Raw genomic sequence first — 23985 nt, 5'->3', positions numbered from 1 at the left:
CGTTATTCCGACGCTCTGCGCCAACGGTGCAATACATCCCCGCCGACCGCCTGCGTCTCGATCAATTCGAATCTGGGGGCGGCCTCCAACGTTTCCAGACCTAGTGTCCCGACCGCGGCCAGGCCCTCGGCCCCGATGGTTAAGCCGGCAGTGAACCCGATCAGCTCGTCCACCAGATCTTCGGCCAGCAGCGAGGCCGCAAGCGCGGCCCCGCCTTCGCAGAAGACACTGGTCAAACCGGCCTGACCCAGTTGCTGAAGCAGATCCATCGCATCGATATGATGATCTTTCAACGCACAGGGGATCAGCTTTGCCCCCAATCCCTCCCACGCCTGTGCACGTTCTGCATCCGGGTGATGCGCATGGCAGAGCCAGACAGGTATCTTTGAAGCCGTGCGCGCCAGCTGCCCCATCAGAGAAATATCCATATGGCGGGACACCACGACGCGGACGGGTTGATGCTCAACGCCAAGATCCCGAACGGTCAGCGAGGGGTCGTCGGCGCGCGCCGTCCCTGCCCCGACCATAACCGCATCGTGACGTGCGCGCATGGCATGGACCACACGACGTGCCTGCGGTCCGGTGATCCATTGACTGTGCCCTGTCGAGGTTGCGATACGCCCGTCAAAGCTGCTGGCCATCTTCAGCGTCACAAAAGGCCGGCCTTGTTCAGTCTTGAGGAAAAAGCCTTCCAGATCCCGTTCTGCCTGTTGCGCAAGAACGCCAGTTACAACGTCAATCCCCGCCTCGCGCAACATAGCAAAACCCTGCCCGGCCACGCGCGGATCGCTGTCTTCGACAGCGGCCACAACGCGGGATACACCTGCCGCAATCAAGGCCTCGGCGCAGGGTGGCGTTTTGCCGTGATGGGCACAGGGTTCCAGAGTTACATAGGCGGTCGCACCACGCGCACCCTGCCCGGCCTGAGCCAAGGCTTCGGTCTCGGCATGAGGGCGGCCACCCGGCTGTGTCCAGCCCCGCCCAATGATCCGGTCATCACGAACGATGACACACCCCACAGCGGGGTTCGGCCAGCACGTCCCCTGACCGCGCCGCCCCAAAGACAGGGCAAGCGCCATGAATCGCTTATCTGTTTCGTTCACTCGTCAGTCGAAGGCTGCGGCGGGCGCAGTTCGTGGACGAACTCCTCGAAATCATCGGCCGCCTGGAAATTCTTGTACACACTCGCAAAGCGAACATAGGCGACAGTGTCGATCCGCGCCAGAGCTTCCATAACGATCTCACCGATCTTGTTGGACGGGATATCCGTATCGCCCATGCTTTCCAGACGGCGCACGATGCCCGAAATCATCTGATCGATCCGTTCGGGATCAACTGGGCGTTTCTGCATCGAGATGCGGATCGAACGCTCCAGCTTGTCGCGATCGAAATCTTCGCGTTTTCCATTGGTTTTTATGACAACCAGATCACGCAGTTGCACACGTTCGTAGGTCGTGAACCGTCCGCCACAGGCCGGACAGAACCGGCGTCGGCGGATTGCCACGTGGTCCTCTGCCGGGCGTGAATCTTTCACCTGAGTGTCGATATTTCCGCAAAACGGGCAGCGCATCCGCCGTCTCCTCGTCCCATGTTCGGCCTCTTTTTGTAAGCGCTGCGGCTTACTTATCCACAACTATAGGGCAGCCGCTAGGGTTTGGGTAGTCGGAAATTCAAACCGCTAAATAGTGGGTCAGGCCAGGTACGCCGCAACCTTCCTTTGATGCGGCGCAGTGCGGTGTTCAAACAGGTAAATACCTTGCCATGTTCCAAGAACAGGCCGTCCCTGTGACACCGGGATCGTCAGCGAAACCGGCAAGAGCGCGGCCTTGATATGCGCAGGCATATCGTCCGGGCCTTCATAGGTGTGCCGCAGATAGGACATGGCAGGGTTGTCTGACGGTGGAACCAGCCGTTCGAAGAACGCCTGAAGATCTGTTTGAACTTCGGGGTCCGCGTTTTCCTGAATCATCAATGAGCAGGAGGTGTGGCGAACGAAAAGGGTCAAGACCCCATCTTTCGCCACCCGTTCAAGCCATTGCAGAACGTCGGACGTGAATTCGTACAGCCCCGGTCCACGGGTGTGCAAAACGAACTCGGTCTGCATCGTGACTATCCTGCGCGTTTGTCAGTCGTTGAAGAACGGTCGATAATTACACCGTGCATTCGCACCTTGTACAGATTCACTGTTGCCAGGCTGAAACCCGAACGAGACAAAGCTGCTTGGTTGCACATCAACCGTTTGAGGTTGCTTGATCGAAAACTGAACCGCTGTTCTGCGACCGGTTGTGACACTGGGCCCGTACCCCCGCAGCACGTAAATCCGGTCCGTCCAACCCAATCCCAAGGTTCGGCGCGCATAATCTGCGGCCGCGCACCAATAGCCTTCGGTACGCATGTCGCCGCGGGGGATGACCTCAAAATCAGTGGCGTTTATGGGTTCCGTTCGAAATCCGTTCCGTGCAGCATCTGCTGTCAATGGAACACTGAAGGCCAAGGCTGCCAACGCGGCGAAAGTGTATGACTGTTTCATGGTAATTTCTTCCCTGATTGCTTGTTCCAAATAGCGACCCCTAAATAGGTTAGTCGAACTTCACCGCGTGCACAGGGTACCTCACAATCAATTCAGCCCGCCAGGTACATAGCGTTATCCGGTGTGAGCCAGCCTTGACAGCGGATCAGCAGGCCCAAGCCCGGCGTCGTAGAACAACGCGCCACTTGCGGGAAAAAGAGCGTGCCGGGGAGCCCTGAGCAGAGATTGGTGATTTCTCCGAGGCTCTGACCTCATCCCCATAAAGGTCCCGACCCGGCAACAAAGCTGATTTGGACAGCCCCGCTCTACACTTCATGCGCGTTCCGGTCAAAACCTTTCGAGAACTTGCCAACAAGTAGTACTCAAGTGCAAAATCCTTTCTGCCAAAAGCCAAAGTCAACAAAGGGATTTCCCTGATAAACTGTTAGTGTATTTGAGAATGTAAGGTGTTGTACCACGATGGATGTAGATATCGACCGACTACATTTTTTGATCCAGGCACTGGATCGCCACGCCGGCAACAGCAAAGTATCCCAGCGGGTATTGAAACAGGCCGGGCTGCGTCAGCAGGATATCGCGCCCCCTGCCGCAGTCTACAGCGCACATAAAGAGGCTCTGTTCATCCGGCACGCCTGTGACGCCGTTGGTGACATCACATTTGCGGCACGCACTGGGCTCGAGGTCACGTCGGCCTCGACCGTGACGGGGTATATCAGTAAATACTCCCGCGATTTGAGGCAGGTGATGGAAAACCTGTCCCGTTTTCACGGCATCATCGATCCGGCCATCGGGCTCAGCTTCCGTGTTGCCGGTAACTTCGCGGCCCTTGAGGCCGATTGGAAAGACGCCAGCTTTGCCCGCTATCATCGGCGCACGGAATTCCTGTTGTTCGCTGCGCTGGCCAGGATGAGAAACCTCACGCAGGTGAAGTTGCACCCGATCGAGATGCGCTTTCAGCACAAAGTTGGAAGCCACGCCAAAACCTACGAAAAGCTGGCAGGCTGCCCGGTGGTTTTCAGCGCTGAAAAGATTGAGATCATTCTGCCGCTATCTGCGCTGGAATTGAAAGTGCCGACCTATGATCCCAAGCTGCGGGAGCATTTGCTGGAATACGGTGAACGTCTGCTGGCCGAAAAACCACCCCCCAAGCACCAGACCCGCGCCCGTGTCGAAGGTCTGATCACCCGATCCCTGCCCGGCGCAATCCTGCAAGCCGAAGATGCGGCGGCTGATCTGGGGATGAGCCTCAGAACCTTCAGTCGACGTCTCAAGGAAGAAGGCACAAGCTATCGCGATATTGTGGACGATCTAAGATGTGATCTGGCCCAGACTTTCATCACAAATGGCATGACTCTGTCTGAAATCTCATACGCGCTGGGGTATGCCGATCAGGCTGCTTTTTCGACCGCCTTCAAACGGTGGACAGGTCAACCGCCCAGCGCCTTCAAGACCCGAGTGGAACATCCCATTCGGACAGCTGGCCGGGGGTCATCAGCCTGAAAAACCTCGCCCCGGCCTGTCCCATGAGTGGACAAGACCGATATAGAAAGGCACACCGCCCCGGCCTTGTGCATTCGCGCCAACGTGATGCGAGAACCAGCCAATGTGAACGAAAAAAGGCGCCTCTGAGGGGCGCCTTTGTTCTGATATATCTTTGTTCTTATTGATCCAGGAAAGACCGGAGTTTTCGTGAACGGCTGGGATGCTTCAGCTTCCGCAGCGCCTTGGCCTCGATCTGACGGATCCGTTCGCGGGTCACGCTGAACTGCTGGCCGACTTCTTCCAAAGTGTGATCGGTGTTCATGCCGATGCCAAAACGCATCCGCAGAACCCGTTCTTCGCGCGGGGTGAGCGAGGCCAGAACCCTTGTGGTGGTTTCCTTGAGGTTTTCCTGAATAGCGCTGTCCAGGGGCAGCACGGCATTCTTGTCCTCGATGAAGTCGCCCAATTGGCTGTCTTCCTCGTCGCCAATCGGCGTCTCCAGAGAAATCGGCTCTTTGGCGATCTTCATCACCTTGCGCACTTTCTCGAGCGGCATCTGCAACTTTTCGGCCAGTTCTTCCGGCGTCGGCTCGCGGCCGATTTCATGCAGCATCTGACGGCCCGTGCGCACCAGCTTGTTGATCGTTTCGATCATATGAACCGGAATACGGATCGTGCGGGCCTGATCTGCGATCGAGCGGGTGATCGCCTGGCGGATCCACCAGGTCGCATAGGTCGAGAACTTGTAGCCACGACGGTATTCGAACTTGTCCACCGCCTTCATCAGGCCGATGTTGCCTTCCTGAATAAGATCAAGGAATTGCAGGCCGCGGTTGGTGTACTTTTTGGCGATCGAGATCACTAGGCGCAGGTTGGCTTCGACCATTTCCTTCTTGGCCTGCCGCGCCTCTTTCTCGCCCTTCTGAACCTGCTGCACGATGCGGCGGAATTCCGAGATATCCAGACCGACATACTGGCCGACCTGAGCCATGTCGTTGCGCAGTTCCTCGACCTTCGCGGTCGAGCGTTCGATGAACATCTGCCATCCCCGGCCCGGCTTTTCGGCCATCTCGGCCAGCCAGTTCGGATCCAGCTCACGTCCCCGATACGCTTCGATGAACTCACGGCGGTTGATGCGTGCCTGATCGGCCAGCTTGACCATCGCGCTGTCCAGAGACATGACGCGGCGGTTGATACCGTAAAGCTGGTCGATTAGCGCTTCGATCCGGTTGTTGTGCAGGTGAAGGCCATTCACCAGTTCGACGATCTCAGCCCGCAGTTTCTGATAGGTTTCTTCGTCCTTTTCACTGAACGTACCGTCTTCGTTCAGCGTGGCCGAAATCCGGCTGTCCTGCATTTCTGACAGCATCGAGAAGTCGGTCGAGATACGCTCCAACGTGGTCAGGACCTGATCCTTCAGCGCCGCTTCCATCGCGGCCAGTGACATGTTGGCCTGATCGTCTTCGTCGTCATCGTCATCGTTGTTCAGCGGGTTGCCATCCGCATCCAGCTCGGGGCCGGTATCCTTGGCTGGCTTGTTCGCCTGCACGGCCGAGGTATCGACGACCGGCTCTTCAACGTCACCGTCTTCGTCCAACTGGTTGCCGAACGTGGTTTCCAGATCAATGACATCCCGCAAAAGAATGTCTTCGGACAACAATTCGTCATGCCAGATGGTGATCGCCTGAAAGGTCAGCGGGCTTTCACACAGGCCCGCAATCATCGTGTTGCGACCGGCTTCGATCCGCTTGGCGATTGCGATCTCACCCTCGCGGCTCAGCAATTCGACCGACCCCATCTCACGCAGATACATGCGCACGGGGTCGTCGGTGCGATCCAGCTTTTCAGTGCCGGAACCGGCCAGTGCAACCTCACGGTTGCTTTCCGCGGCAACCAGTTCGGTCGAGCCTTTGTTCTCTTCTTCTTCGGCCTCTTCATCTTCGATGATGTTGATGCCCATCTCGGACAGCATCGACATTACGTCTTCGATCTGTTCCGAACTGACCTGATCAGGCGGCAACACCTGATTGAGCTGGTCGTAGGTAATGTAACCTTTCTCGCGAGCCTCGGCGATCATCTTCTTGACGTTCGCCTGGCTCATGTCCAGCGAGATTTCCTGTTCCTGCTCGTCGGATTTGCGGTCTTCGTTCGTATCCTTGGCGGCCATTCAATGCTCCTGCAGGGATGGGTGATTCGTCTCAGCCGAATCATTAGCGCGTATAAGTGATTCGGCCACCCGTTTACCCGTTTTTCTTTTCCAGTGCCTTACGAAAACACCACTTAACGGCGTTTCCGCTCGAATTTGATACCAGACATGATCGCCGCAAACGCGTCTTTCTCGTCACGATTGATTCGCGCCCCATTGTCAGCAATGTCGAAAACGGCCCTATCCTCGTTCTGGCTTCTACTCGTGCGGTTGCGCTCTTCGGCGGCTTGCGCCAGCCGGTATGTCAGCGCCTCATCGGGCAGATCGGACAGTTCTTCCGCCGCTTCGGCAATCTCGGCATCCAACCCCCGGAGCGCTTTGATCTTTGCGAGTTCCTCGGCCAGTGTCATCTCGGCCTTTTCAACGTCGCCTGGCTTGGACACACAGGGGATGACTGCCACATGGCGAAGGGTCAGCAGGTTTTCAAGGGCGTCAGGCCCCATTGATGCGATAATGTGGTCTTTCAGGTTGTCCGGATCATCAATTGCGTGGCGCAGAACAGCATCGCGCAACGCCGCGTAGTCAGGATTGTGGCATTCCATTTCTTCCAACTGTTGCTCAAATTGGACAACAACCTTGGGATTCAGAATCGAGATCGCCAGAATAGCGGCTTCACGCAGCTGGATATCCGCGTTTTCCGAAGAGGCCAGAAACGAACTGCGCGCGCCCGGCGTCGCGGTCTGCTGCGGCTGCCATTTTCCCCGCGGTTGCCACGGACGGTTTTGAGGTTGTCGTCGGGGGCGGAACAGTTGCCAGCGCAGGTCTTTGATTTCCTGACCGTAATGCGAGCGGATCGAGGGATCTCGGATCAGCTTGATCTTGTCCCGCAGTGCCTTGTCCAGTGCTGCCTTGCGTTCCGGGCTGTCGAATACCTTTCCTTCGGTCTCGCGCTGCCACAACAGTTTGACCATCGGTATGGCCCCTTCCAGAACGGCCTTCACGGCCCCTGCCCCTTCGGCGCGCAACAGATCGTCCGGGTCCTTGCCTTCGGGCATCAAGGCAAAACGCAGGGATTTTCCGGCCTCCAGCAGCGGCAGTGCCAGATCAACCGCCCGCATTGCCGCCCGCAGACCCGCGGCATCCCCGTCCAGCGCTATGATCGGTTCATCCGCGATCCGCCAGAGCAGTTGCAACTGATGTTCAGTAATGGCCGTTCCCAAAGGCGCAACCGACGCGCCAAACCCCGCCTCGGCCAGCGCGATCACGTCCATATACCCTTCGGCCACGATCAGCGGCTGCCCTTTGCCCGCCGCCTGCCGCGCCGGACCTTGATTGTAAAGGCTGCGCCCCTTGTCGAACAACTCGGTCTCGGGCGAGTTCAGGTATTTCGCGTTGTCATTCGGATCCATCGCGCGGCCACCGAATGCAATGCAGCGCCCACGCGGATCACGGATCGGGAACATGATCCGGTTGCGGAATGTGTCATAGGGTTTTTTGCCTTTGTTTGAAGGCTTGGCCAGCCCGGCGCCAAGGATCAGCTCCTCTGGGATGCTCTTGCCGCGCAGGTGATCCCAAAGCGCCTGCCAACTGTCCGGCGCAAACCCGATCTCCCACCGATCCAGCGCGCTTTGATCCAAACCCCGACGCGACAGGTAATCCCGTGCCTCTGCCCCCGCCCCTGTTTTCAGCTGCAAGCGGAAAAACTGCACCGCCTGTTCCATCACATCGGCAAGCTGACTGCGGCGATCCTGCTTTTCCTGTGCTTTCGGATCCCGCGCAGGCATCGGCATGCCAGCCTCGCGGGCGAGGATTTCCACCGCTTCGATGAACGAAACATTTTCCGTTTCTTTTACAAAGCTGATCGCGTCGCCTTTGGCGTGACAGCCGAAGCAGTAATAAAACCCCTTCTGATCATCGACATGGAATGAGGCCGTCTTTTCGTGATGAAAAGGGCAAGGCGCCCACATGTCACCTTTGCCTTGATTGGATTTGCGCTGATCCCAAATCACCTTGCGCCCGACGACCTGAGACAGGCTCAGGCGGGTGCGCAGTTCATCCAGAAATCCTGGGGGCAGTGACATGAGTCAAACCTGACAGAAACAGGAAAGCGCGCCAAGGGGAAGGCGCGCGTTTGTCCACAGGGAAATGTCCGGGCTGTGGATTATTGTTGCAAACACAGCTCAAGCCAAGCGGCGCCCAGATCCTTTTTGCGCACGTCGCGCATCTTTTGTTCATAGACCCACGGCGTGATCAGCGGAATCGCGGCGTTGTAGTTCTCGGGCCATGTCGGGCCACTATCAGCCACGGCTTGCGCCACATCTCGTTCTTTCACGCGGTCCAGCCGCGCCTTTTGGATCGCTGCCACCACATCCGCCTGATACTTGCAGCTTTGTTCCTTAGTTTCCTGAGCGGCCAAAGGGGTGGCCAGCAGAGCCGCGACAATGGCTATACGCAACATGGAGGTCTCCGGGATTCGTTTCTCTGAGTGTCTACTATCCGTCAAACTAACGGGCCGCCATCGACATTCAAGCCGCGGCGCGCAGCGACGGGGCGAAATGATCACCCCGCCCACCTGCTTCAGAGCCCCTTGGCGCGATAGCTTTTGGCCACGCGGTCGATCGCCACGATATAGGCCGCAGTACGCAGGTCTTCGACATCGTCGCGGCTGTGCCACACTTCACGCATCGACTGGTAGGCGATACGCATCGTGTCATCGAGGCCCGAGCGCACCAGTTCAAGCTCATCGGCACCCTTGAGGTATTTTGCTTTGAAGTCCGGAGACATCGACCACGCGTCACCCAGATAACGGTCCAGCCGCTCCAGCTCGCTGACGATCAGTTCATGTCGCGCCTCTTCCTGCCGACGCTGCATCCGGCCGAAACGAATGTGGCTAAGGTTCTTGACCCATTCAAAATAAGACACCGTCACACCACCCGCGTTGGCATACATATCCGGGATGATAACGGTACCTTTCTTGCGAAGAATCTCATCCGCGCCAGCGGTGACCGGGCCGTTCGCTGCCTCGATGATCAAAGGTGCCTTGATCCGCTCGGCGTTGGAAAGGTTGATGACACCCTCCAGAGCAGCCGGGATCAGAATGTCACACTCAGCCTCCAGAACGCTTGTGCCTTCCGCTGAATGAGTCGCGTCCGGATAATCCTTGACGCCGCCATGCTTGACGATCCACTGGCGGACGGCTTCGACGTCGATACCATCCGGGTTATAGAGCGCTCCGTCCCATTCGATGATACCTACAACGCGTGAACCGTCCTCCTCGCTCAGAAACTTCGCAGCGTGATAGCCCACATTGCCGAGCCCCTGCACCACAACACGCTTGCCGTCCAGCTTGCCCGACAGGCCTGCCGCCCTGACGTCTTCGGGGTGACGGAAAAATTCGCGCAGAGCGTACTGAATGCCACGTCCGGTGGCTTCAACCCGCCCAGCGATACCACCTGCGTTCAATGGCTTGCCGGTCACACAGGCCCGTGCATTGATGTCGGTGGTGTTCATCCGGGCGTATTGGTCAGCCATCCAGGCCATTTCGCGTTCGCCCGTTCCCATGTCGGGCGCGGGAACGTTTTGCGACGGGTTTATAAGATCCCGCTTTGCAAGTTCATAGGCAAAGCGTCGTGTGATTTGCTCCAGCTCGTGTTCTTCGTATTTCCGCGGATCAATGCAAAGCCCGCCTTTCGATCCGCCAAAAGGCGTTTCGACAAGAGCGCATTTGTACGTCATCAACGCAGCCAGCGCTTCGACCTCATCCTGGTTCACAGCAGTGGCATAGCGAATGCCGCCTTTGACCGGCTCCATATGTTCGGAATGGACGGACCTGTACCCGGTGAACGTATGGATCTCACCACGCAAACGCACACCGAACCGAACTGTATAGGTCGCGTTGCAAACCCGGATTTTCTGCTCCAGCCCCGGCGGCAGTTCCATCAGGGCGGCCGCCCTGTTGAACATCAGGTCAACACTCTCGCGAAAGCTTGGTTCTTGGATGCCGGTCATAAAATCCTCCGTACCGCTGGATGACGAAACGTCATGACGTTTTGTCGCACCACTCAAGTCTGGCTGCAATCAAACAATGCACTTTTTTTCATCACCTTCTTAACAGAGACTTGAGGACCTGATGGTGAGTCGCCCAATCCAGTCAATCGCTTAACTGATTGTCTTCATTTCATCGACAGACCAGGGGAAAACGTGAAAATTATACCCCTTGAGTACGCAAAAAGGCCAAAACCAAGCCTTTTTCGCCCAATTCACGCCACGTTTGAAAATTAAATTTAACCGGAATTTCCTTTCTTTGGCGCACGACTTCTATGTGCGAGGCGGAGTCATCAAATGATAATTTTCTCGCTTCAGAACGACGGCTCGAAGCCGAAACACAAGATTTCCCGGTTGAGGCTGTTTGCCCGAAAAGAAGACGGCACTTTTACGATATTCACCCTGCTCATTTTAATCCTGATGCTGGCCATCACCGGCATGGCGATGGATCTGATGACGTACGAGCGCGACCGCGCCAGCCTGCAATCCACGCTGGACCGTGCGGTGCTTGCTGCAGCAGATCTTGACCAAAAGCTGCCACCCAAGGATGTTGTCGACGCCTATATGGAAAAGGCCGGGCTGGGCCATCTTGAGAAAACCGTGACCGTCACCGAAGGGTTTGGCTCCAGAAAGGTGGCCGCGACCGCCAATGCAGTCGTTCCGACGCGTTTCATGAGGTTCGGAAAAGTTACCGAACTGAATATGAAAGCGGCAAGCACTGCCATAGAGTCCATCGGTTCTGTTGAAATCTCGCTGGTTCTGGACATGTCCGGTTCCATGACCAGGTCTTCTGCGACCGCCGGAAAGTCGAAGATCGAAGTCTTGAGAACTGCGGCGAAGGGCTTTGTCACCAAAATGCTTGAGGAATCTGGTGAAACGAAGATTTCGATGTCGATTGTCCCCTATGCCACTCAGGTCAATGCCGGGCAGGACATACTGGGTAAATTCACCAACGTGACCTCAGAGCACAACTATTCCCATTGCGTGAACTTTACTTCCGGACAATTCGGATCTGCGACGCTTAGCCCGAATACCTTCTATCAGCGCACTGGGCATTTCGATCCTTGGCGATACAATTCGGCAAACGTCAACGGCGTTTCAACCGATGGAGAACAGCCCCCGGCCTATTTCGTATGCCCTGTTCGCAGCGGCAGTGAAATTACAGCTGTCACCGACAATGTCCAATATCTGCACAACCGCATCGATGCCCTGACCGCAAGTGGCAACACATCTATCGACGTAGGCATGAAATGGGGTGTCGGCATGCTGGATCCGTCATTCCAGCCTGTGATCAATGCCTTGGCCGCCGAAAACAAGGTTCCTGCAAAATTCGCTCTGCGCCCGGAATCTTATGACTCGGACGTGCTTAAGGTCGTAATCGTAATGACCGACGGGCAAAACACTTCGCAGTACATGTTGGACTCGTCCGCGCGTAGTGGCCTGACTGAAGTTTGGTTCAACCCTGACTATCAAAGACCCGACGGGAAAAAGGGTGAATATAGTATCCGCTATTCGACCAACCCAGATCGTTGGGTCTGGATGCAACATACAGAAGAAAACGGCAGCTATGTCACGGCAGGCCATCCTTTTGGGAACCCACCCAATGAAAACTCTTCTAACGAAGAGATCGGCACCGCCACTCGCCTGACCTATCCTGAGCTTTTTGCCCGAGCTTCGCTGTGGTGGAACGCCAAGAACAACTTCTATTGGCAAAGCAACCACGAGAATAACTGGTACTACGGCCTCAGAAAATCAGTGGGATCTTCCACAAAGAACGCGCGCACGACCAGCATCTGCGGCGCGGCCAAAGACAAGGGTGTCATCATCTATGGCATCGCTTTCGAGGCCCCCACCAGCGGCTTGAATACCATCAAATCCTGCGCAAGCTCGGACAGCCATGTTCACAATGTAGCTGGATTGGATCTGGACAAGGCGTTTACTGCGATTGCTTCGTCCATCCGCAAATTGAGGCTGACGCAATGATCCGCAAATCACTGTCAAAACTCCGTACTTTCAAGCGATCCGAGTCCGGGAACGCGACGATCGAATTTGTCATGATCATTCCGTTTTTCCTGGCATTCATTGGTATTGGTGGAGAGATGTCGATAATCACCACCAAGCACGCCGCGCTGGAACGGGGTGTTGATCTGGTCGTTCGGGATATCCGTCTGGGCACAGGCACCAACTGGAGCCACGATGTAATCAAGGACCGGATTTGCGACATTTCCGGTATCAAGAATTGTAAAACCAACCTGCGGCTGCAAATGCTTCGCCAGAATGCATTCAATGGCATCGTACTTTCGGACGAAATACCCTGCACCGACAGTTCGGAAGACCCCAAACCAGTGCTCGACTTCAAAAGCGGGGCCTCAAACGAGTTGATGATTTTGCGGGCCTGCCTGCGTATCGATCCTGTTCTGGAAAGCTCGATCATCGCAAACACAGTGGTCGACGAAAGCGGCCACTATGCAGTGACCGCAACGACCGCATTCGTGCAGGAGCCACGGTAAAGCTATGTTTGTATTCAGAAACGTGAAAAACCGCATCAAGGCCTTCAAGCAGGACGAAAGTGGTATTCTGACCGTCGAGGCCATCATGATCTTCCCACTGTTGCTGTGGACGATTACGTTTACGTTCACCGCATTCGAGGGATTTCGTCAAAGCGCGTCGAACCTGAAGGCTGCCTATACGGTCAGCGATCTGATCTCACGTGAATCGGCCGCTGTGACTGATGTTTACATCGACTCGCTTCACGAACTTATGGGCGAAATGGTCAACAACCGGTCTGAAGTGCGCATGCGTGTCTCTCTGATCCGTTTTGACGAGAACGACAACCGCCACTACGTGGATTGGTCGACCGTGCGCGGCTATGACACGGAATGGAACGACAACAACATTCAGGAAATCGAAAACCGTCTGCCGCCAATGCCGGATCAGGACACGGTCATTCTGGTGGAAACATCCAACGAGTATATTCCTCAGTTCAAACCTGGCTGGGATCTGGCGACCGGCATTAACTTTCAAAACTTCATCTTCACCCGTCCCCGCTTTTCCACCAAGGTCGCTTGCAACCTAGTGCGCCCTCCGGTCGTCTGCGTGGATAATAGCGCTTAAGACTTCTGACATGAACTTGGCCTCGGCGGCAGACGTCATGCCGCCGACGCCGACCCGGCGACCAATCCGCCACCACAATCCGGGGGCCCATTGGTACGTATCTTTGTGCTTGGTGCGAACCAGAAAGCCGTTTGACGGCTTGAACGCGAATACGCCGCGATCCACCGACTCAATATCAGCCACCTTTGCGATCATTTGACCTGACCCGGTACGCAATTCCGACTGTGTCAGTTCAATATGGTCCTGGGTCGCGTGCCATACACGATAGGCCAGCCAAAGCGACGCGCCCCCTACGGCAAACAGAAATACTTGCCACGCCGGTTCGGGCGGCGATGCCAAAGCGACGTATGTGACCAGCACCCCAACCGTCGACAGCATCCCTACTCCGATCCACCGTCTGGGGGATGATGCCTGAATCGTTGCCAGCACTTCGTCCTGCATGGATGTCTCCTGTTCGCTCCGCTTCGACTTAGCGACTTTCCAGGGGAAACAACAGGGCTTTGGTTGCTTAGCAAATTTGCACAGCTCCGGTTAATTAACGCTGATTGACCGCAATCACGCAGGGGTTACATGCTGATCAAACGAACCGGAGGCGAATATGTCCCTTAGACCCACACTGGAAACACGCAGGGCCACCCCGACGATGGAAGGGGCTGGCGTGAAACTTCACCGCGCATTCGGGTTTCAGGACCCGTCCGAACTTGATCCTTTCCTGCTGTTCGACGACTTCAGGAACGAACGCCCGCAGGACTATAAGGCTGGTTTTCCCTGGCATCCGCATCGCGGAATCGAGACGATCACCTATGTTCTGGCCGGATCGGTCGAGCATTCGGATTCGCTGGGCAACACCGGCACTTTGGTCGCGGGCGACGTGCAGTGGATGACGGCGGGGTCCGGCATCCTGCATCAGGAAATGCCGCAGGGAAACACCTCGGGGCAGATGCATGGGTTTCAGCTGTGGGGTAACCTGCCTTCGGATCAGAAGATGACTGCCCCGCGCTATCAGGATGTTCAAAGCAAGGATATCCCCGAAGTCACTGATGACGACGGCACCACCGTTCGTGTGATTGTCGGAGAGTTCTGGGGCAAAACCGGCCCCGTGGACGGCATTGCGGCAGATCCACAATATCTGGACATCTCGGTTCCGGCGGGTGTGAAGAAGACCTTTCGCATCGACACTTATCGCCGAGCCTTCGCCTATGTCTTTCAAGGTCAGGCAGCTTTTGCAGATGCGTCACGCCCGTCCGGTGTGCTGTTGGAAAAAGAGGTCGCCGGGCAAGAGGTGAATATCCGGGATATGTCGGGTGACCGCACGCTTGTCCGTTTCGGGACGGGGGACGAAATCACCGTTCAGGCTGGCCCCGAAGGCGTTCGGTTTCTGTTGATCTCGGGGGCTCCGATCAATGAGCCCGTCGCATGGCACGGGCCCATTGTGATGAACACGCGGTCCGAATTGGAACAAGCGTTTCGCGAACTGCGAAACGGGACCTTCATTCGCCCTGCGCACTGACACAGTGACTGTCTGGCCCTGTCAGGCTGTCACCGCCTTATGCACCATGTTCCAATAAATCTGTTCGACCTCGTCCAGTGACAGCCGCCCTCCGGACCTGTACCAGGTCATCACACCGTTCAACATGGCAATCACCGCCAGCGTGGCGATCTTGGTGTCCGGTATCGCAAACTGACCAGCCTGCTGGCCAGAGTGAAGAATGTCCTCCAGCGCGTTTTCGTATTGGCGCCGAAGGTCTTCGATTTCAGCGAAGTTTTCGGGCGAGAGGTTGCGCAGTTCCATATAGGCGATGAACACCTCGTCTGGGCGTTGCAGGTGGAAACGAATGTGAAAACCGACAAATCTGCGCAACGCTTGCTGGCAGTCATCGCAGCGCTCTAGCGCGTTGAGCGCCGAAAGCAGATCCTGCATATGCTCTCGCATCAACCGATACAGCAAACTCTGCTTGTCCGGCGTGTAATTGTATAGCGCCCCCGCCTGAACGCCGACCTCTTTCGCGATCTGCCGCATCGAAACCGCGGCATAGCCGTGGCGGGCAAACAGGTTCAGGGCCGCCTTTCGAATGCGCGGGCCTGTGATATCAGAGTGGGAGCCTTGAGTACGTGCCATCCGCCCACAGTATCTGAACAAATGTTCATATAGAACCCCGCTTGATCGGCGCCGGCAAAAGGTGCATCACGAAATGACGAACGAAACCGAAAAGCGTGCCACATGAAACTGCTGCCTGTTCTGCCTCTTATTCTTGTGTTTGCCGGGTGTTCAGACTTTCCCGAACTTGAAGGCAGTGAACCGGCCTCGGTCAAATCGGCCCCCTATCCGCGCCTTGTTCCGGTGCAGGAAACGTTGGGGCCTTCGATTGATCCCGTAAGCCAGGCCGCAGAGGTGGAGGAAGACCTGACGCAGCGCAGCGAGGCGCTTGCGAAAAAGGCCCAGGCGCTGCAAAACGCGCAAACCAACTAAAGCGTGACATTTGACCTCGACAATCCCCCGGTGACGGATTGCACCCTTGGCCTGAACCCGATAAGGCAGCGCTGATCGGGCAGGCGTCCGAATGCAGACAAGTTTCGAGCGGAAAGGAACCCACGACATGACACAGGCACTGCGGCTGGGAATTGCGGGCTTGGGAACTGTCGGCGTGGGTGTCGTCAAGATTGTTCGCCGCCACGCAGATTTGCTGAAGGCGCGCACGGGCCGGTCGATTGAAATCGCGGCCGTATCGGCGCGGGATCCGAACAAGGACCGCGGCGTGAACCTGTCGGATTGTGCCTGGGAAACCGACCCGGTTGCGCTGGCGAAACGTGACGATATCGATGTCTATGTCGAACTGATGGGCGGCGAAAACGGTCCGGCCAAGGCCTCGGTCGAAGCCGCGTTGGCCAGCGGCAAAGACGTCGTGACCGCCAACAAGGCATTGTTGGCCATTCACGGGCAGGAACTGGCCGAACAGGCCGAAGCTGCTGGCCGCGTCATCCGGTTTGAGGCCGCAGTCGCGGGCGGTATCCCCGTAATCAAATCCCTGACCGAAGGGTTGGCCGGAAACGAGATCACGCGCGTGATGGGCGTGATGAACGGCACCTGCAACTACATTCTGACCCGGATGCAATCGCAGCGTCAGGGCTATAACGCCCTTTTCGACGAATGCGCCGAACTTGGGTATCTTGAGGCCGACCCCAATCTGGATGTCGGTGGCATCGACGCCGCGCACAAACTGGCTTTGCTGGCCTCGATCGCTTTTGGCACCAAGCCGAATTTCGACGGGATTGAGATCGAAGGCATTCAGCAAATCAGCCTCGACGATATCGACCAAGCCGAGGATATGGGCTTTCGCATCAAATTGCTGGGCGTCGCGCAGCGCACCGCGCGCGGGCTGGAACAGCGGATGCAGCCTTGCCTTGTGCCCAGCGACTCGCCCTTGGGGCAATTGGAAGGCGGCACCAACATGGTGGTGATCGAAGGCGACGCGGTTGAACAGGTTGTGCTGCGCGGCCCCGGTGCGGGTGAAGGCCCGACGGCCAGCGCCGTGATGGGCGACGTGTGCGATCTGGCACGCGGGCTGCAAATCCCGACCTTTGGCCGACCGGCCAAATCGCTTGAGGCTGCGGCCCCCGCCGTCACGGGCCTGCCGGCGCCTTATTATCTGCGGCTGGGTCTGCTGGATAAACCGGGCGCACTGGCCAAGGTTGCAGCCATTCTGGGCGATGCCGGTGTTTCCATAGACAGGATGCGCCAATATGCCCATGCAGAAAGCACGGCGCCTGTGCTGATCGTTACCCACAAAACCACCCGCGCCGCGCTGGACGTTGCGCTGGACCGGTTCCGGGAAACGGATGTGGTTGCCGGTGCCCCCGTCGCATTGCGGATTGAAGAGGTTTGAACTTGCGGCCTGCATGAAACGCAAGCTATGCCGATAGAAACGGCTTAAATGACCAGAGGATACATGACAATGAGTGCTGCCAAAACCGATTTCAACGACCGCCTGCTGTCTCTGGGGCTGGCAAGGGTGGCGGAACAGGCTGCGCTGGCCTCGGCTTCGCTGGTGGGGCGTGGTGACGAGAAAGCCGCCGACCAGGCCGCCGTGAATGCGATGCGAGAACAGCTGAACATGCTGGACATTGCTGGCGTCGTGGTGATCGGTGAAGGTGAACGCGACGAAGCTCCGATGCTTTATATTGGCGAAGAAGTCGGCACCGGAAACGGCCCCGGCGTGGACATCGCGCTGGATCCGCTGGAAGGCACAACGCTGACCGCAAAGGACATGCCCAACGCGCTGACCGTGATTGCCATGGGCCCGCGCGGCTCGATGCTGCATGCGCCCGACGTTTACATGGACAAGCTTGCTGTTGGTCCGGGCCTGCCCGAGGGCGTCGTCAATCTGGACATGTCTCCACGTGAACGGGTGGAATCCTTGGCAAAAGCCAAGAACTGCAAGCCTGCGGACATCACCGTCTGTATTCTGGAACGTCCCCGTCACGAGGCGATGATCGCCGAAGTGCGCGAAACCGGAGCATCGATCCGCCTGATCACCGATGGTGACGTGGCAGGTGTCATGCATTGCGCAGAAAGCGAAGTGACCGGCATCGACATGTATATGGGCCAGGGTGGCGCCCCCGAGGGGGTTTTGGCTGCCGCTGCGCTGAAATGCATGGGCGGTCAGATCTTTGGTCGCCTGTTGTTCCGCAACGATGACGAGCGGGGCCGTGCTGCCAAGGCGGGTATCACCGATCTGGACCGGGTCTATTCGCGCGATGAGATGGTGACCGCAGATGTGATCTTTGCCGCAACGGGTGTAACCGGCGGTTCTCTGTTGCCGCGCATCAAGCGCGAGCCGGGTTGGGTGGAAACCACGACGCTGCTGATGCGTTCAAAGACCGGATCCGTACGCCGCATGTCGTATCGCACCCCCACCTGGCCGCACGATAACGCCTAACGGCTTGCGCCGTTGCCTCCGGCGGGAGTATTTGGGAAAAGATGAAAAGGCCGGGTCCGAAAGGATCCGGCCTTGGTTCACAAGGGGCAGGCAATGGGTTTTCTTGGCGTAGAACAATCACTGACCGGGCGGCGCTGGGTTGGCCCGAAAGCCGAGCTGGAACGGGCTGCCGAGATGATGACTCAACAGACCGACCTGCCGCGTGCGGTATGTCAGATTCTGGCCCGTCGTGGCGTGCCGGTCATGGAGGCGCGCGGCTTTCTGGACCCCAAGCTCAAGGAGCTGCTGCCAGATCCCTGCGACATGAAGGACATGGAAACGGCGGCGGCGCGTTTTCTGGACGCCGTACGCCATCGCCAGAAAATCGCGGTGTTCGCGGATTACGATGTTGACGGCGGCTGCTCTGCCGCTCTTCTGCTGGTTTGGCTTCGGCAGATGGGGTTGCAGGCGACGCTTTATGTGCCGGATCGGATTGATGAGGGATATGGTCCGAATGTTCCGGCAATGCGGGAACTGGCAACCAGCCACGACCTGATCATTTGCGTCGATTGCGGCACGCTCAGCCATGAACCGATTGCCGCGGCTACGGGGGCGGACGTGATCGTTCTGGATCACCACCTGGGCGGCGAAACCCTGCCGGATTGCGTTGCAGTCGTGAATCCCAACCGGCAGGATGAAAGCGGTGATCTGGGCTATTTCTGCGCGGCGGGTGTCGTGTTTCTGATGCTGGTCGAAGCAGGGCGCCAGTTGCGCGCGGCAGGCGCAAAGGGGCCTGACCTGATATCGATGCTGGACCTGGTGGCCCTGGCAACCGTGGCTGACGTTGCGCCTTTGATCGGCGCCAATCGCGCCCTGGTTCGACAAGGCCTGAAAGTGATGGCCCAAAGGCAGCGCCCCGGACTTGTCGCGCTGTCCGATGTCTCGCGCATGGATACGGCGCCCAACAGCTATCACCTGGGTTTTCTGCTTGGCCCCCGCGTGAACGCGGGTGGTCGCATCGGGCAGGCCGATCTGGGCGCCCGCCTGCTGAGCACGGATTCCCTGCACGAGGCACAAGCCCTGTCCGAACGTCTGGACGCGCTGAACACAGAACGCCGGGACATTGAAAACGCCGTGCGCGCAGCCGCGATGGAGCAGGCCGAGGGTCGCGGACTCGACGCACCGCTGGTCTGGGCCGCCGGTGAAGGCTGGCATCCGGGTGTGGTGGGCATCGTGGCGTCTCGTTTGAAGGAAACCGCCAACCGTCCGGCCATCGTGATCGGCTTTGACGGTGATGAGGGCAAAGGCTCGGGGCGTTCGGTCTCGGGCGTGGATCTGGGGGCGTCGATCCAGCGGCTCGCGGCCGAAGGGTTGCTGGTCAAGGGTGGCGGGCACAAGATGGCCGCTGGACTTACCGTCATGCGCGACAAACTGGAACCTGCGATGGAACGCCTCAGCGAGTTGCTGGCAAAACAAGGCGCAGGTCAGGGCGGCCCGGCGGATTTGAAGCTGGAAGGTGCCCTTATGCCCGGCGCCGCAACAGTGGAGTTGGTCGAACAGATCGAACAGGCCGGGCCGTTCGGTGCCGGAGCCCCTGCCCCGCGATACGCGATTCCGGATCTACAGGTGCGTTTTGCCAAACGTGTGGGGGAAACGCACCTGAAGCTGTCGTTGTCCGATGGCATGGGCGGCGGGCTGGATGCGATTGCCTTTGGTGCCTTTGACGGTCCGATGGGCGAGAGACTGTCAAATCATGGTGGCGCACGCTTTCATTTTGCAGGCCGGCTTGAGGTGAACACCTGGGGCGGACGGCAATCCGTGCAGCTCAGGCTCGAGGACGCGGCAGAGGCAAATTGACATCTCGCTCTGACCGCGCAAAAAACTTTCAAGTCCCTGCGTTTTTCGGCTTGCGGGGGTCACGGTGAAACCGTAAAAGGCCCCCCACAAGCCAGCGTGGCCCGTTCGTCTATCGGTTAGGACGCCAGGTTTTCAACCTGGAAAGAGGGGTTCGATTCCCCTACGGGCTACCACTTGTGCTTGCGTCACTACCAAGTGGCCCGTTCGTCTATCGGTTAGGACGCCAGGTTTTCAACCTGGAAAGAGGGGTTCGATTCCCCTACGGGCTACCATTTTCCATTTCAAATGATAACTAAAATGGAGCGTATCTGCTTAGCCGGCGCAGGGTTTCCCGTTTTTTGAATAAGTTGATCATTCTAAAAAATGCGAATTGATTTACGACGGCAGAGTGCCTCATAGACTTTGCGGGGCCCACACAATGCCGAATATTGTTTCAAAAAGAAGTGTGTGACCGATTACAGAAGCTTTTGGTTCCAGATCTCAATAACACACGCCCCAATCACTCATACGCGTCGAGGTATTTGTCGACGATTGCCCAAGTTTTTGTGAGAATGTCCTCGCGAAAATTCTCTGAAAAATTTGGTAATCCTCCATGACGTAAGTCTTTGGCCGCTTCAGATATGAAGCTGATCTCACCCTTAGTTATACCTGCTACCTCTCGAAATTTCTGCCACTGGGTCGACCGATCCTTATCCAAAAGTCCGTGCGAAACTGCGCAGTGACGACGAATAGCTTCAATAGCACGATAACAATAGAATGGACTGTCATCAGCATGCTGAATGGCGCTCGTTAAGTCGTTGAAGCAACGTGAAACGAACATTCCGCCTTCGCTTAGAAACAAAGTCCGCAATTTTCTAAGTCGGGCGTCTACGTCTATTTTGCCCCTAGGCTCTGAAATACAAGGAACCTCAATGCCGTACACGTAGTCAACGCCTTTTGAATGGTTGACCACGCGAGTTATTTCAATTTCGTATCCTCTACCCAACAGGTAGCCAAGTGCAGTCAAATCCACTCGAACCGCATTCAGTACAATATTGCGAAGGTCGAAAATGTTCCATTCCAGTTCTGAGTGGACGCGAACTACAAGCTGGTTCAGGATAATACTTACTTCAGCCCGAAAGGTGGTGTCAGTCTCCTTTCGGTGTATTGTCAAATCCGATTGGAAGGACAACTGGGCTCTCTCGGGGAGAATTCGGCCCGAGAATAAATATGGTTCTACCACGTATACCTCGTGAATTATTGATCAACTAAGCTTGCTACTCGGCTCCCACAAAAAAGCTGCAAGCCGAGCATTTTGCAATTGGTCAGCTTTGGGAAACTACTAAAAAAATACGCTATCCCCTACGGGCTACCATTTCACCTGATCACACTCCGAACTTTTCCTGGCACAGGTTTTCGATCTTTTGCCAGGTGGATTTGTATTCGGGTGTGTTTTCTGCCGCGTAGTGAAAGTTTTTAATCAGCCCGGTCAGTTGCGTGAACACCTGCCTTACCTCGGTCTTGTCGACAAAGACCGCCTTGGATTGCGTCACATCGTACACAAGCTTGAACGTCTTTATCTGCCGTTCAAGCGGCACCGTCGCATCGACTGTGTCAAATGCGTCCTGCTGCAAGTAGACCATATCGACGAACAACGCTTTCTGTTGGGTTACAAAGTCGTCAATTGTGACGCCCTCTTCCCCGGTGACCTGCATCATCTGATCGACCTGTTCGCCTTTTTCGATCAGGGCCAAAAGGGTGCGCACTTTGGCTGTCCACCCTGGCTCGGCGTTCCTGTCATACCAGTCGGACAATTGGTCAGTGTACCGAGACCAGCTGAGCATCGGATCGACCGCTGGATAAAACCGCTTGTAGGCGCGTTCGGATGACAACCCGAGGAAACACTTGACCGTCGACAAGGTTGACTGGGTTACCGGCTCGTCAAAATTGCCGCCAGCAGGCGAAACCGTTCCGATCAGCGTCAGGCTGCCAAGATCGCCGTCATTCGTTTTCAGCGCCCCGGCGCGTTCGTACAAACCCTTGATCGAGCTTTCCAGATAGGCCGGGAACCCCTCTTCGCCCGGAATTTCCTCGAGCTTGCCAGAGGTCTCGCGCATGGCTTGCGCCCACCGGCTGGTGCTGTCGGCGATCAACAAGACATCATTGCCCATCTGGCGGTAGTATTCCCCCAACGTGATCCCGGTGAAGATCGACGCCTCGCGCGCGGCTACCGGCATGGAGGACGTGTTGCAGATGATGATCGTCCGATCCATCAGGCTGCCACCGGTGGTTGGATCAGTCATCTTCGGAAATTCCTCGATGGTCTCGACCACCTCACCAGCACGTTCGCCGCAGGCCACGACGATCACGATATCAACCTTCGCATTCCGTGCGATCAGGTTTTGCAGCACGGTCTTGCCCGCACCGAACGGCCCGGGAATACAGGCGGTGCCGCCGCGTGCAATCGGAAAGAACGTGTCGATCAGCCGTTGCGACGTCAGAACCGGTTCTGTGGGATACAACCGCTTGGACAGTGCGCGCTTCAGGATGTTCTCCGGCAATGGTCTCCGAACAGGCCATTTCTGCGAAAGCGTCAGCGTATGCTCGCCACCGCCTTCGTCTTCCAGGCGGGCCACGATGTCATGGATCGTGGCCGCGCCTTTTTGCACCCAGACCACCTTGTACGCACCGGTCCAGTTGAACGGCAGCATGATCTTGTGGCTGAAATGGCCTTCGGGCACCGTTCCGATACTGTCCCCGGCAGTGACCGTGTCGCCCACCTTCACGGACGGCGTAAAGGACCATTTCGCGTTTTCATCCAAGGGCGCGACATCTGCGCCGCGCGGCAGGAAGGTACCAAATGCTGCCGCCACCTTGGGCAAAGGCGACTGCAACCCGTCAAACACCTGCCCCAGCAGCCCCGGACCCAGCTCTACTGACAAGAGCTGACCTGATTGCTCCACCGGGTCGTCGACCGCCACCCCATCAGTGCTTTCATAGACCTGAACGTCCGCCATATCCCCACGTACGCGCAGCACTTCGCCCTTGAGCCTTTCTTGACGCCCACCGGGGCCGGAACGCGAAGGCAATATGTAAACCACTTCGTTTTTGACCAGTTGACCGGGGCGACCGGTCGCGTCCGGATTGGCCTGTATCCGCACAAGCCCTTCCTGAACCAGGACGACGCGAGCGGTCGATGAATGTTTGGCTGAGATTGGGGCTGTCATGCGCTTGCTCCCTCAAAATCGACATCAGCGAAGTCGGCCATGGCCTGTTGTGCCAGTTTCTCAAATCTCTTGGCGGCTTCCGCAGCGCTGCTTTGCGCCCAGCGGTCGAAGATGTTCCAGATCAGAACGTAGATGGCGACCGCCTCGAAATCGAACATGTGACGAGCCGCGTGCCGCTTGAGCTGCTTGTGGCTTATCGACAAAAGCAGACGTTCCAGACCCAGCGGATCTTCGTTTTCCAGCAATTGGGTTGCCTCTTTGATCCAGGGCATGAGTCGTTCCAACCGAAAACTGGGATCACCCCAATTGGCAGGGATGTGGCGGCTCCATCGTCCGACTCCGAATGGGCCTGAAGGCGCTGGTTCTCCGCGTTTTCTCAATCGCAATGCCGCAACCACCGAGCGCAGTTCCATGCGTTCCATGAAGAGTTTGCGCAAGGTGGGCTGAGGGATGTCCTCCATCGCTTGTTTGCAGCGCTGGATCGCCTGAGCGTCGGAGACATCCATGTCGTAGGCGCTCCAGCTCAACGTGTGCTCGAGGATCTTCAGAACTTTGCTGTCCTCAGGTGTCAAAGCCGTCAATCGACGGTCCAGCCTGATACGTGACAGGGGCGGCTGCTTGGCAACGAACAACCGTTCCGAACCCGGAAGGCTGCACATCAACGCGATATAGGCGTCCTGCTTTGACATC

At 57.1% G+C, this 23985-nt stretch carries 22 protein-coding genes and 2 tRNA genes; 11 read left to right on the top strand and 13 right to left on the bottom strand.

The annotated features are described in order from the left end of the window. Positions 1-2: 2 nt before the first annotated feature. From ribD to GS614_RS13815, 4 genes are all read right to left on the bottom strand, one after another. A complete protein-coding gene (ribD, locus tag GS614_RS13830; protein WP_171328875.1) occupies positions 3-1103 on the bottom strand; it encodes a bifunctional diaminohydroxyphosphoribosylaminopyrimidine deaminase/5-amino-6-(5-phosphoribosylamino)uracil reductase RibD in 1101 nt (366 codons plus the stop codon). Beyond that, complete coding sequence (nrdR, locus tag GS614_RS13825; RefSeq protein WP_117869416.1) at positions 1100-1570, bottom strand: transcriptional regulator NrdR; 471 nt, start codon at positions 1568-1570, stop codon at positions 1100-1102. The genes ribD and nrdR overlap by 4 nt, the downstream gene beginning before the upstream one ends. Before the next feature lie 120 nt (positions 1571-1690). Further along, entirely contained in the window at positions 1691-2104 is a 414-nt protein-coding gene (locus GS614_RS13820; RefSeq protein ID WP_171726585.1) for a secondary thiamine-phosphate synthase enzyme YjbQ, read from the bottom strand. 21 nt (positions 2105-2125) lie between these two features. Then, entirely contained in the window at positions 2126-2530 is a 405-nt protein-coding gene (locus tag GS614_RS13815; RefSeq protein WP_152457548.1) for a hypothetical protein, read from the bottom strand. A 459-nt stretch (positions 2531-2989) separates the two neighbouring features. Here GS614_RS13815 and GS614_RS13810 point away from each other — a divergent pair, with 459 nt between their 5' ends. Then, positions 2990-4030 carry an AraC family transcriptional regulator gene (locus GS614_RS13810; protein WP_152457547.1) on the top strand — a complete coding sequence of 347 codons (1041 nt, stop codon included), beginning with the start codon at positions 2990-2992 and terminating at the stop codon, positions 4028-4030. Between the two features lie 160 nt (positions 4031-4190). Here GS614_RS13810 and rpoD read toward each other — a convergent pair whose 3' ends face one another. From rpoD to GS614_RS13790, 4 genes are all read right to left on the bottom strand, one after another. After that, positions 4191-6179: an RNA polymerase sigma factor RpoD gene (rpoD, locus tag GS614_RS13805; protein ID WP_171119526.1), complete on the bottom strand. Its 1989-nt coding sequence runs from the start codon at positions 6177-6179 to the stop codon at positions 4191-4193. A gap of 113 nt (positions 6180-6292) precedes the next feature. Further along, positions 6293-8239 carry a DNA primase gene (dnaG, locus tag GS614_RS13800; RefSeq protein WP_171726584.1) on the bottom strand — a complete coding sequence of 649 codons (1947 nt, stop codon included), beginning with the start codon at positions 8237-8239 and terminating at the stop codon, positions 6293-6295. An 80-nt stretch (positions 8240-8319) separates the two neighbouring features. Beyond that, positions 8320-8616, bottom strand: coding sequence for a hypothetical protein (locus tag GS614_RS13795; RefSeq protein WP_152457544.1), 297 nt, complete (start codon positions 8614-8616; stop codon positions 8320-8322). A 119-nt stretch (positions 8617-8735) separates the two neighbouring features. Beyond that, positions 8736-10166 (bottom strand): Glu/Leu/Phe/Val dehydrogenase, encoded by a 1431-nt coding sequence (locus GS614_RS13790; RefSeq protein WP_152457543.1) that lies wholly within the window; start codon positions 10164-10166, stop codon positions 8736-8738. A 333-nt stretch (positions 10167-10499) separates the two neighbouring features. On the opposite strand from GS614_RS13790, the gene GS614_RS13785 reads away from it, so the two are divergent. From GS614_RS13785 to GS614_RS13775, 3 genes are read left to right on the top strand one after another with little or no spacing between them, the layout of a single operon-like run. After that, on the top strand, positions 10500-12185 hold the full coding sequence (locus GS614_RS13785) for a Tad domain-containing protein (RefSeq protein ID WP_171726583.1): 1686 nt from the start codon (positions 10500-10502) through the stop codon (positions 12183-12185). After that, a complete protein-coding gene (locus GS614_RS13780; RefSeq protein ID WP_171119523.1) occupies positions 12182-12712 on the top strand; it encodes a TadE/TadG family type IV pilus assembly protein in 531 nt (176 codons plus the stop codon). The genes GS614_RS13785 and GS614_RS13780 overlap by 4 nt, the downstream gene beginning before the upstream one ends. A gap of 4 nt (positions 12713-12716) precedes the next feature. Then, entirely contained in the window at positions 12717-13316 is a 600-nt protein-coding gene (locus GS614_RS13775; RefSeq protein ID WP_152457540.1) for a TadE/TadG family type IV pilus assembly protein, read from the top strand. On the opposite strand, the gene GS614_RS13770 is transcribed toward GS614_RS13775, so the two are convergent. Further along, positions 13275-13757 carry a hypothetical protein gene (locus GS614_RS13770; protein ID WP_152457539.1) on the bottom strand — a complete coding sequence of 161 codons (483 nt, stop codon included), beginning with the start codon at positions 13755-13757 and terminating at the stop codon, positions 13275-13277. The two genes, GS614_RS13775 and GS614_RS13770, sit on opposite strands and share 42 nt — an antisense overlap. Positions 13758-13914: 157 nt before the next feature. Between GS614_RS13770 and GS614_RS13765 the strand changes: the two genes are divergently transcribed. Then, complete coding sequence (locus GS614_RS13765) at positions 13915-14826, top strand: pirin family protein (RefSeq protein WP_171726582.1); 912 nt, start codon at positions 13915-13917, stop codon at positions 14824-14826. Positions 14827-14847: 21 nt separating this feature from the next. Here GS614_RS13765 and GS614_RS13760 read toward each other — a convergent pair whose 3' ends face one another. Next, the gene (locus GS614_RS13760) at positions 14848-15435 is read right to left on the bottom strand and encodes a TetR/AcrR family transcriptional regulator (RefSeq protein WP_152457537.1); all 588 of its coding nucleotides are present in this window, start codon (positions 15433-15435) and stop codon (positions 14848-14850) included. A 102-nt stretch (positions 15436-15537) separates the two neighbouring features. On the opposite strand from GS614_RS13760, the gene GS614_RS13755 reads away from it, so the two are divergent. The 6 genes from GS614_RS13755 (at position 15538) to GS614_RS13730 (ending at position 20361) form a co-directional block, all read left to right on the top strand. Beyond that, on the top strand, positions 15538-15786 hold the full coding sequence (locus tag GS614_RS13755; protein ID WP_171119520.1) for a hypothetical protein: 249 nt from the start codon (positions 15538-15540) through the stop codon (positions 15784-15786). A gap of 127 nt (positions 15787-15913) precedes the next feature. After that, positions 15914-17200: a homoserine dehydrogenase gene (locus GS614_RS13750; protein WP_171726581.1), complete on the top strand. Its 1287-nt coding sequence runs from the start codon at positions 15914-15916 to the stop codon at positions 17198-17200. 69 nt (positions 17201-17269) lie between these two features. Further along, positions 17270-18253, top strand: coding sequence for a class II fructose-bisphosphatase (glpX, locus tag GS614_RS13745; protein WP_171119518.1), 984 nt, complete (start codon positions 17270-17272; stop codon positions 18251-18253). A 93-nt stretch (positions 18254-18346) separates the two neighbouring features. Beyond that, complete coding sequence (recJ, locus tag GS614_RS13740; protein ID WP_171726580.1) at positions 18347-20089, top strand: single-stranded-DNA-specific exonuclease RecJ; 1743 nt, start codon at positions 18347-18349, stop codon at positions 20087-20089. 98 nt (positions 20090-20187) lie between these two features. After that, a tRNA-Glu gene (locus GS614_RS13735) sits at positions 20188-20262 on the top strand. 24 nt (positions 20263-20286) lie between these two features. Continuing rightward, positions 20287-20361 (top strand) — tRNA-Glu (locus GS614_RS13730). 227 nt (positions 20362-20588) lie between these two features. On the opposite strand, the gene GS614_RS13725 is transcribed toward GS614_RS13730, so the two are convergent. From GS614_RS13725 to GS614_RS13715, 3 genes are all read right to left on the bottom strand, one after another. Then, on the bottom strand, positions 20589-21311 hold the full coding sequence (locus tag GS614_RS13725) for a hypothetical protein (RefSeq protein ID WP_171726579.1): 723 nt from the start codon (positions 21309-21311) through the stop codon (positions 20589-20591). Positions 21312-21453: 142 nt separating this feature from the next. Next, a complete protein-coding gene (locus GS614_RS13720; protein WP_171726578.1) occupies positions 21454-23295 on the bottom strand; it encodes a V-type ATP synthase subunit A in 1842 nt (613 codons plus the stop codon). Continuing rightward, a complete protein-coding gene (locus GS614_RS13715) occupies positions 23292-23984 on the bottom strand; it encodes a hypothetical protein (RefSeq protein ID WP_171119514.1) in 693 nt (230 codons plus the stop codon). The genes GS614_RS13720 and GS614_RS13715 overlap by 4 nt, the downstream gene beginning before the upstream one ends. Position 23985 lies beyond the last annotated feature (1 nt).

The organism is Ruegeria sp. HKCCD6604 (genome assembly GCF_013110635.1).
In the GTDB taxonomy this organism is placed as follows: Bacteria; Pseudomonadota; Alphaproteobacteria; order Rhodobacterales; family Rhodobacteraceae; genus Ruegeria.
The sequence above is the reverse complement of the archived record's forward strand: the minus strand, read 5'-3'. Positions and strand labels throughout refer to the sequence as shown.

Coding starts and splice junctions, on each gene's coding strand:
- dnaG (WP_171726584.1), bottom strand. CDS start 8,239: ATGTCACTGCCCCCAGGATTTCTGGATGAACTGCGCACCCGCCTGAGC.
- GS614_RS13810 (WP_152457547.1), top strand. CDS start 2,990: ATGGATGTAGATATCGACCGACTACATTTTTTGATCCAGGCACTGGAT.
- GS614_RS13780 (WP_171119523.1), top strand. CDS start 12,182: ATGATCCGCAAATCACTGTCAAAACTCCGTACTTTCAAGCGATCCGAG.
- GS614_RS13790 (WP_152457543.1), bottom strand. CDS start 10,166: ATGACCGGCATCCAAGAACCAAGCTTTCGCGAGAGTGTTGACCTGATG.
- GS614_RS13765 (WP_171726582.1), top strand. CDS start 13,915: ATGTCCCTTAGACCCACACTGGAAACACGCAGGGCCACCCCGACGATG.
- GS614_RS13775 (WP_152457540.1), top strand. CDS start 12,717: ATGTTTGTATTCAGAAACGTGAAAAACCGCATCAAGGCCTTCAAGCAG.
- glpX (WP_171119518.1), top strand. CDS start 17,270: ATGAGTGCTGCCAAAACCGATTTCAACGACCGCCTGCTGTCTCTGGGG.
- GS614_RS13750 (WP_171726581.1), top strand. CDS start 15,914: ATGACACAGGCACTGCGGCTGGGAATTGCGGGCTTGGGAACTGTCGGC.
- GS614_RS13815 (WP_152457548.1), bottom strand. CDS start 2,530: ATGAAACAGTCATACACTTTCGCCGCGTTGGCAGCCTTGGCCTTCAGT.
- recJ (WP_171726580.1), top strand. CDS start 18,347: ATGGGTTTTCTTGGCGTAGAACAATCACTGACCGGGCGGCGCTGGGTT.
- GS614_RS13760 (WP_152457537.1), bottom strand. CDS start 15,435: ATGGCACGTACTCAAGGCTCCCACTCTGATATCACAGGCCCGCGCATT.
- nrdR (WP_117869416.1), bottom strand. CDS start 1,570: ATGCGCTGCCCGTTTTGCGGAAATATCGACACTCAGGTGAAAGATTCA.
- GS614_RS13795 (WP_152457544.1), bottom strand. CDS start 8,616: ATGTTGCGTATAGCCATTGTCGCGGCTCTGCTGGCCACCCCTTTGGCC.
- GS614_RS13770 (WP_152457539.1), bottom strand. CDS start 13,757: ATGCAGGACGAAGTGCTGGCAACGATTCAGGCATCATCCCCCAGACGG.
- GS614_RS13785 (WP_171726583.1), top strand. CDS start 10,500: ATGATAATTTTCTCGCTTCAGAACGACGGCTCGAAGCCGAAACACAAG.
- GS614_RS13755 (WP_171119520.1), top strand. CDS start 15,538: ATGAAACTGCTGCCTGTTCTGCCTCTTATTCTTGTGTTTGCCGGGTGT.
- rpoD (WP_171119526.1), bottom strand. CDS start 6,179: ATGGCCGCCAAGGATACGAACGAAGACCGCAAATCCGACGAGCAGGAA.
- GS614_RS13715 (WP_171119514.1), bottom strand. CDS start 23,984: ATGTCAAAGCAGGACGCCTATATCGCGTTGATGTGCAGCCTTCCGGGT.
- GS614_RS13720 (WP_171726578.1), bottom strand. CDS start 23,295: ATGACAGCCCCAATCTCAGCCAAACATTCATCGACCGCTCGCGTCGTC.
- GS614_RS13820 (WP_171726585.1), bottom strand. CDS start 2,104: ATGCAGACCGAGTTCGTTTTGCACACCCGTGGACCGGGGCTGTACGAA.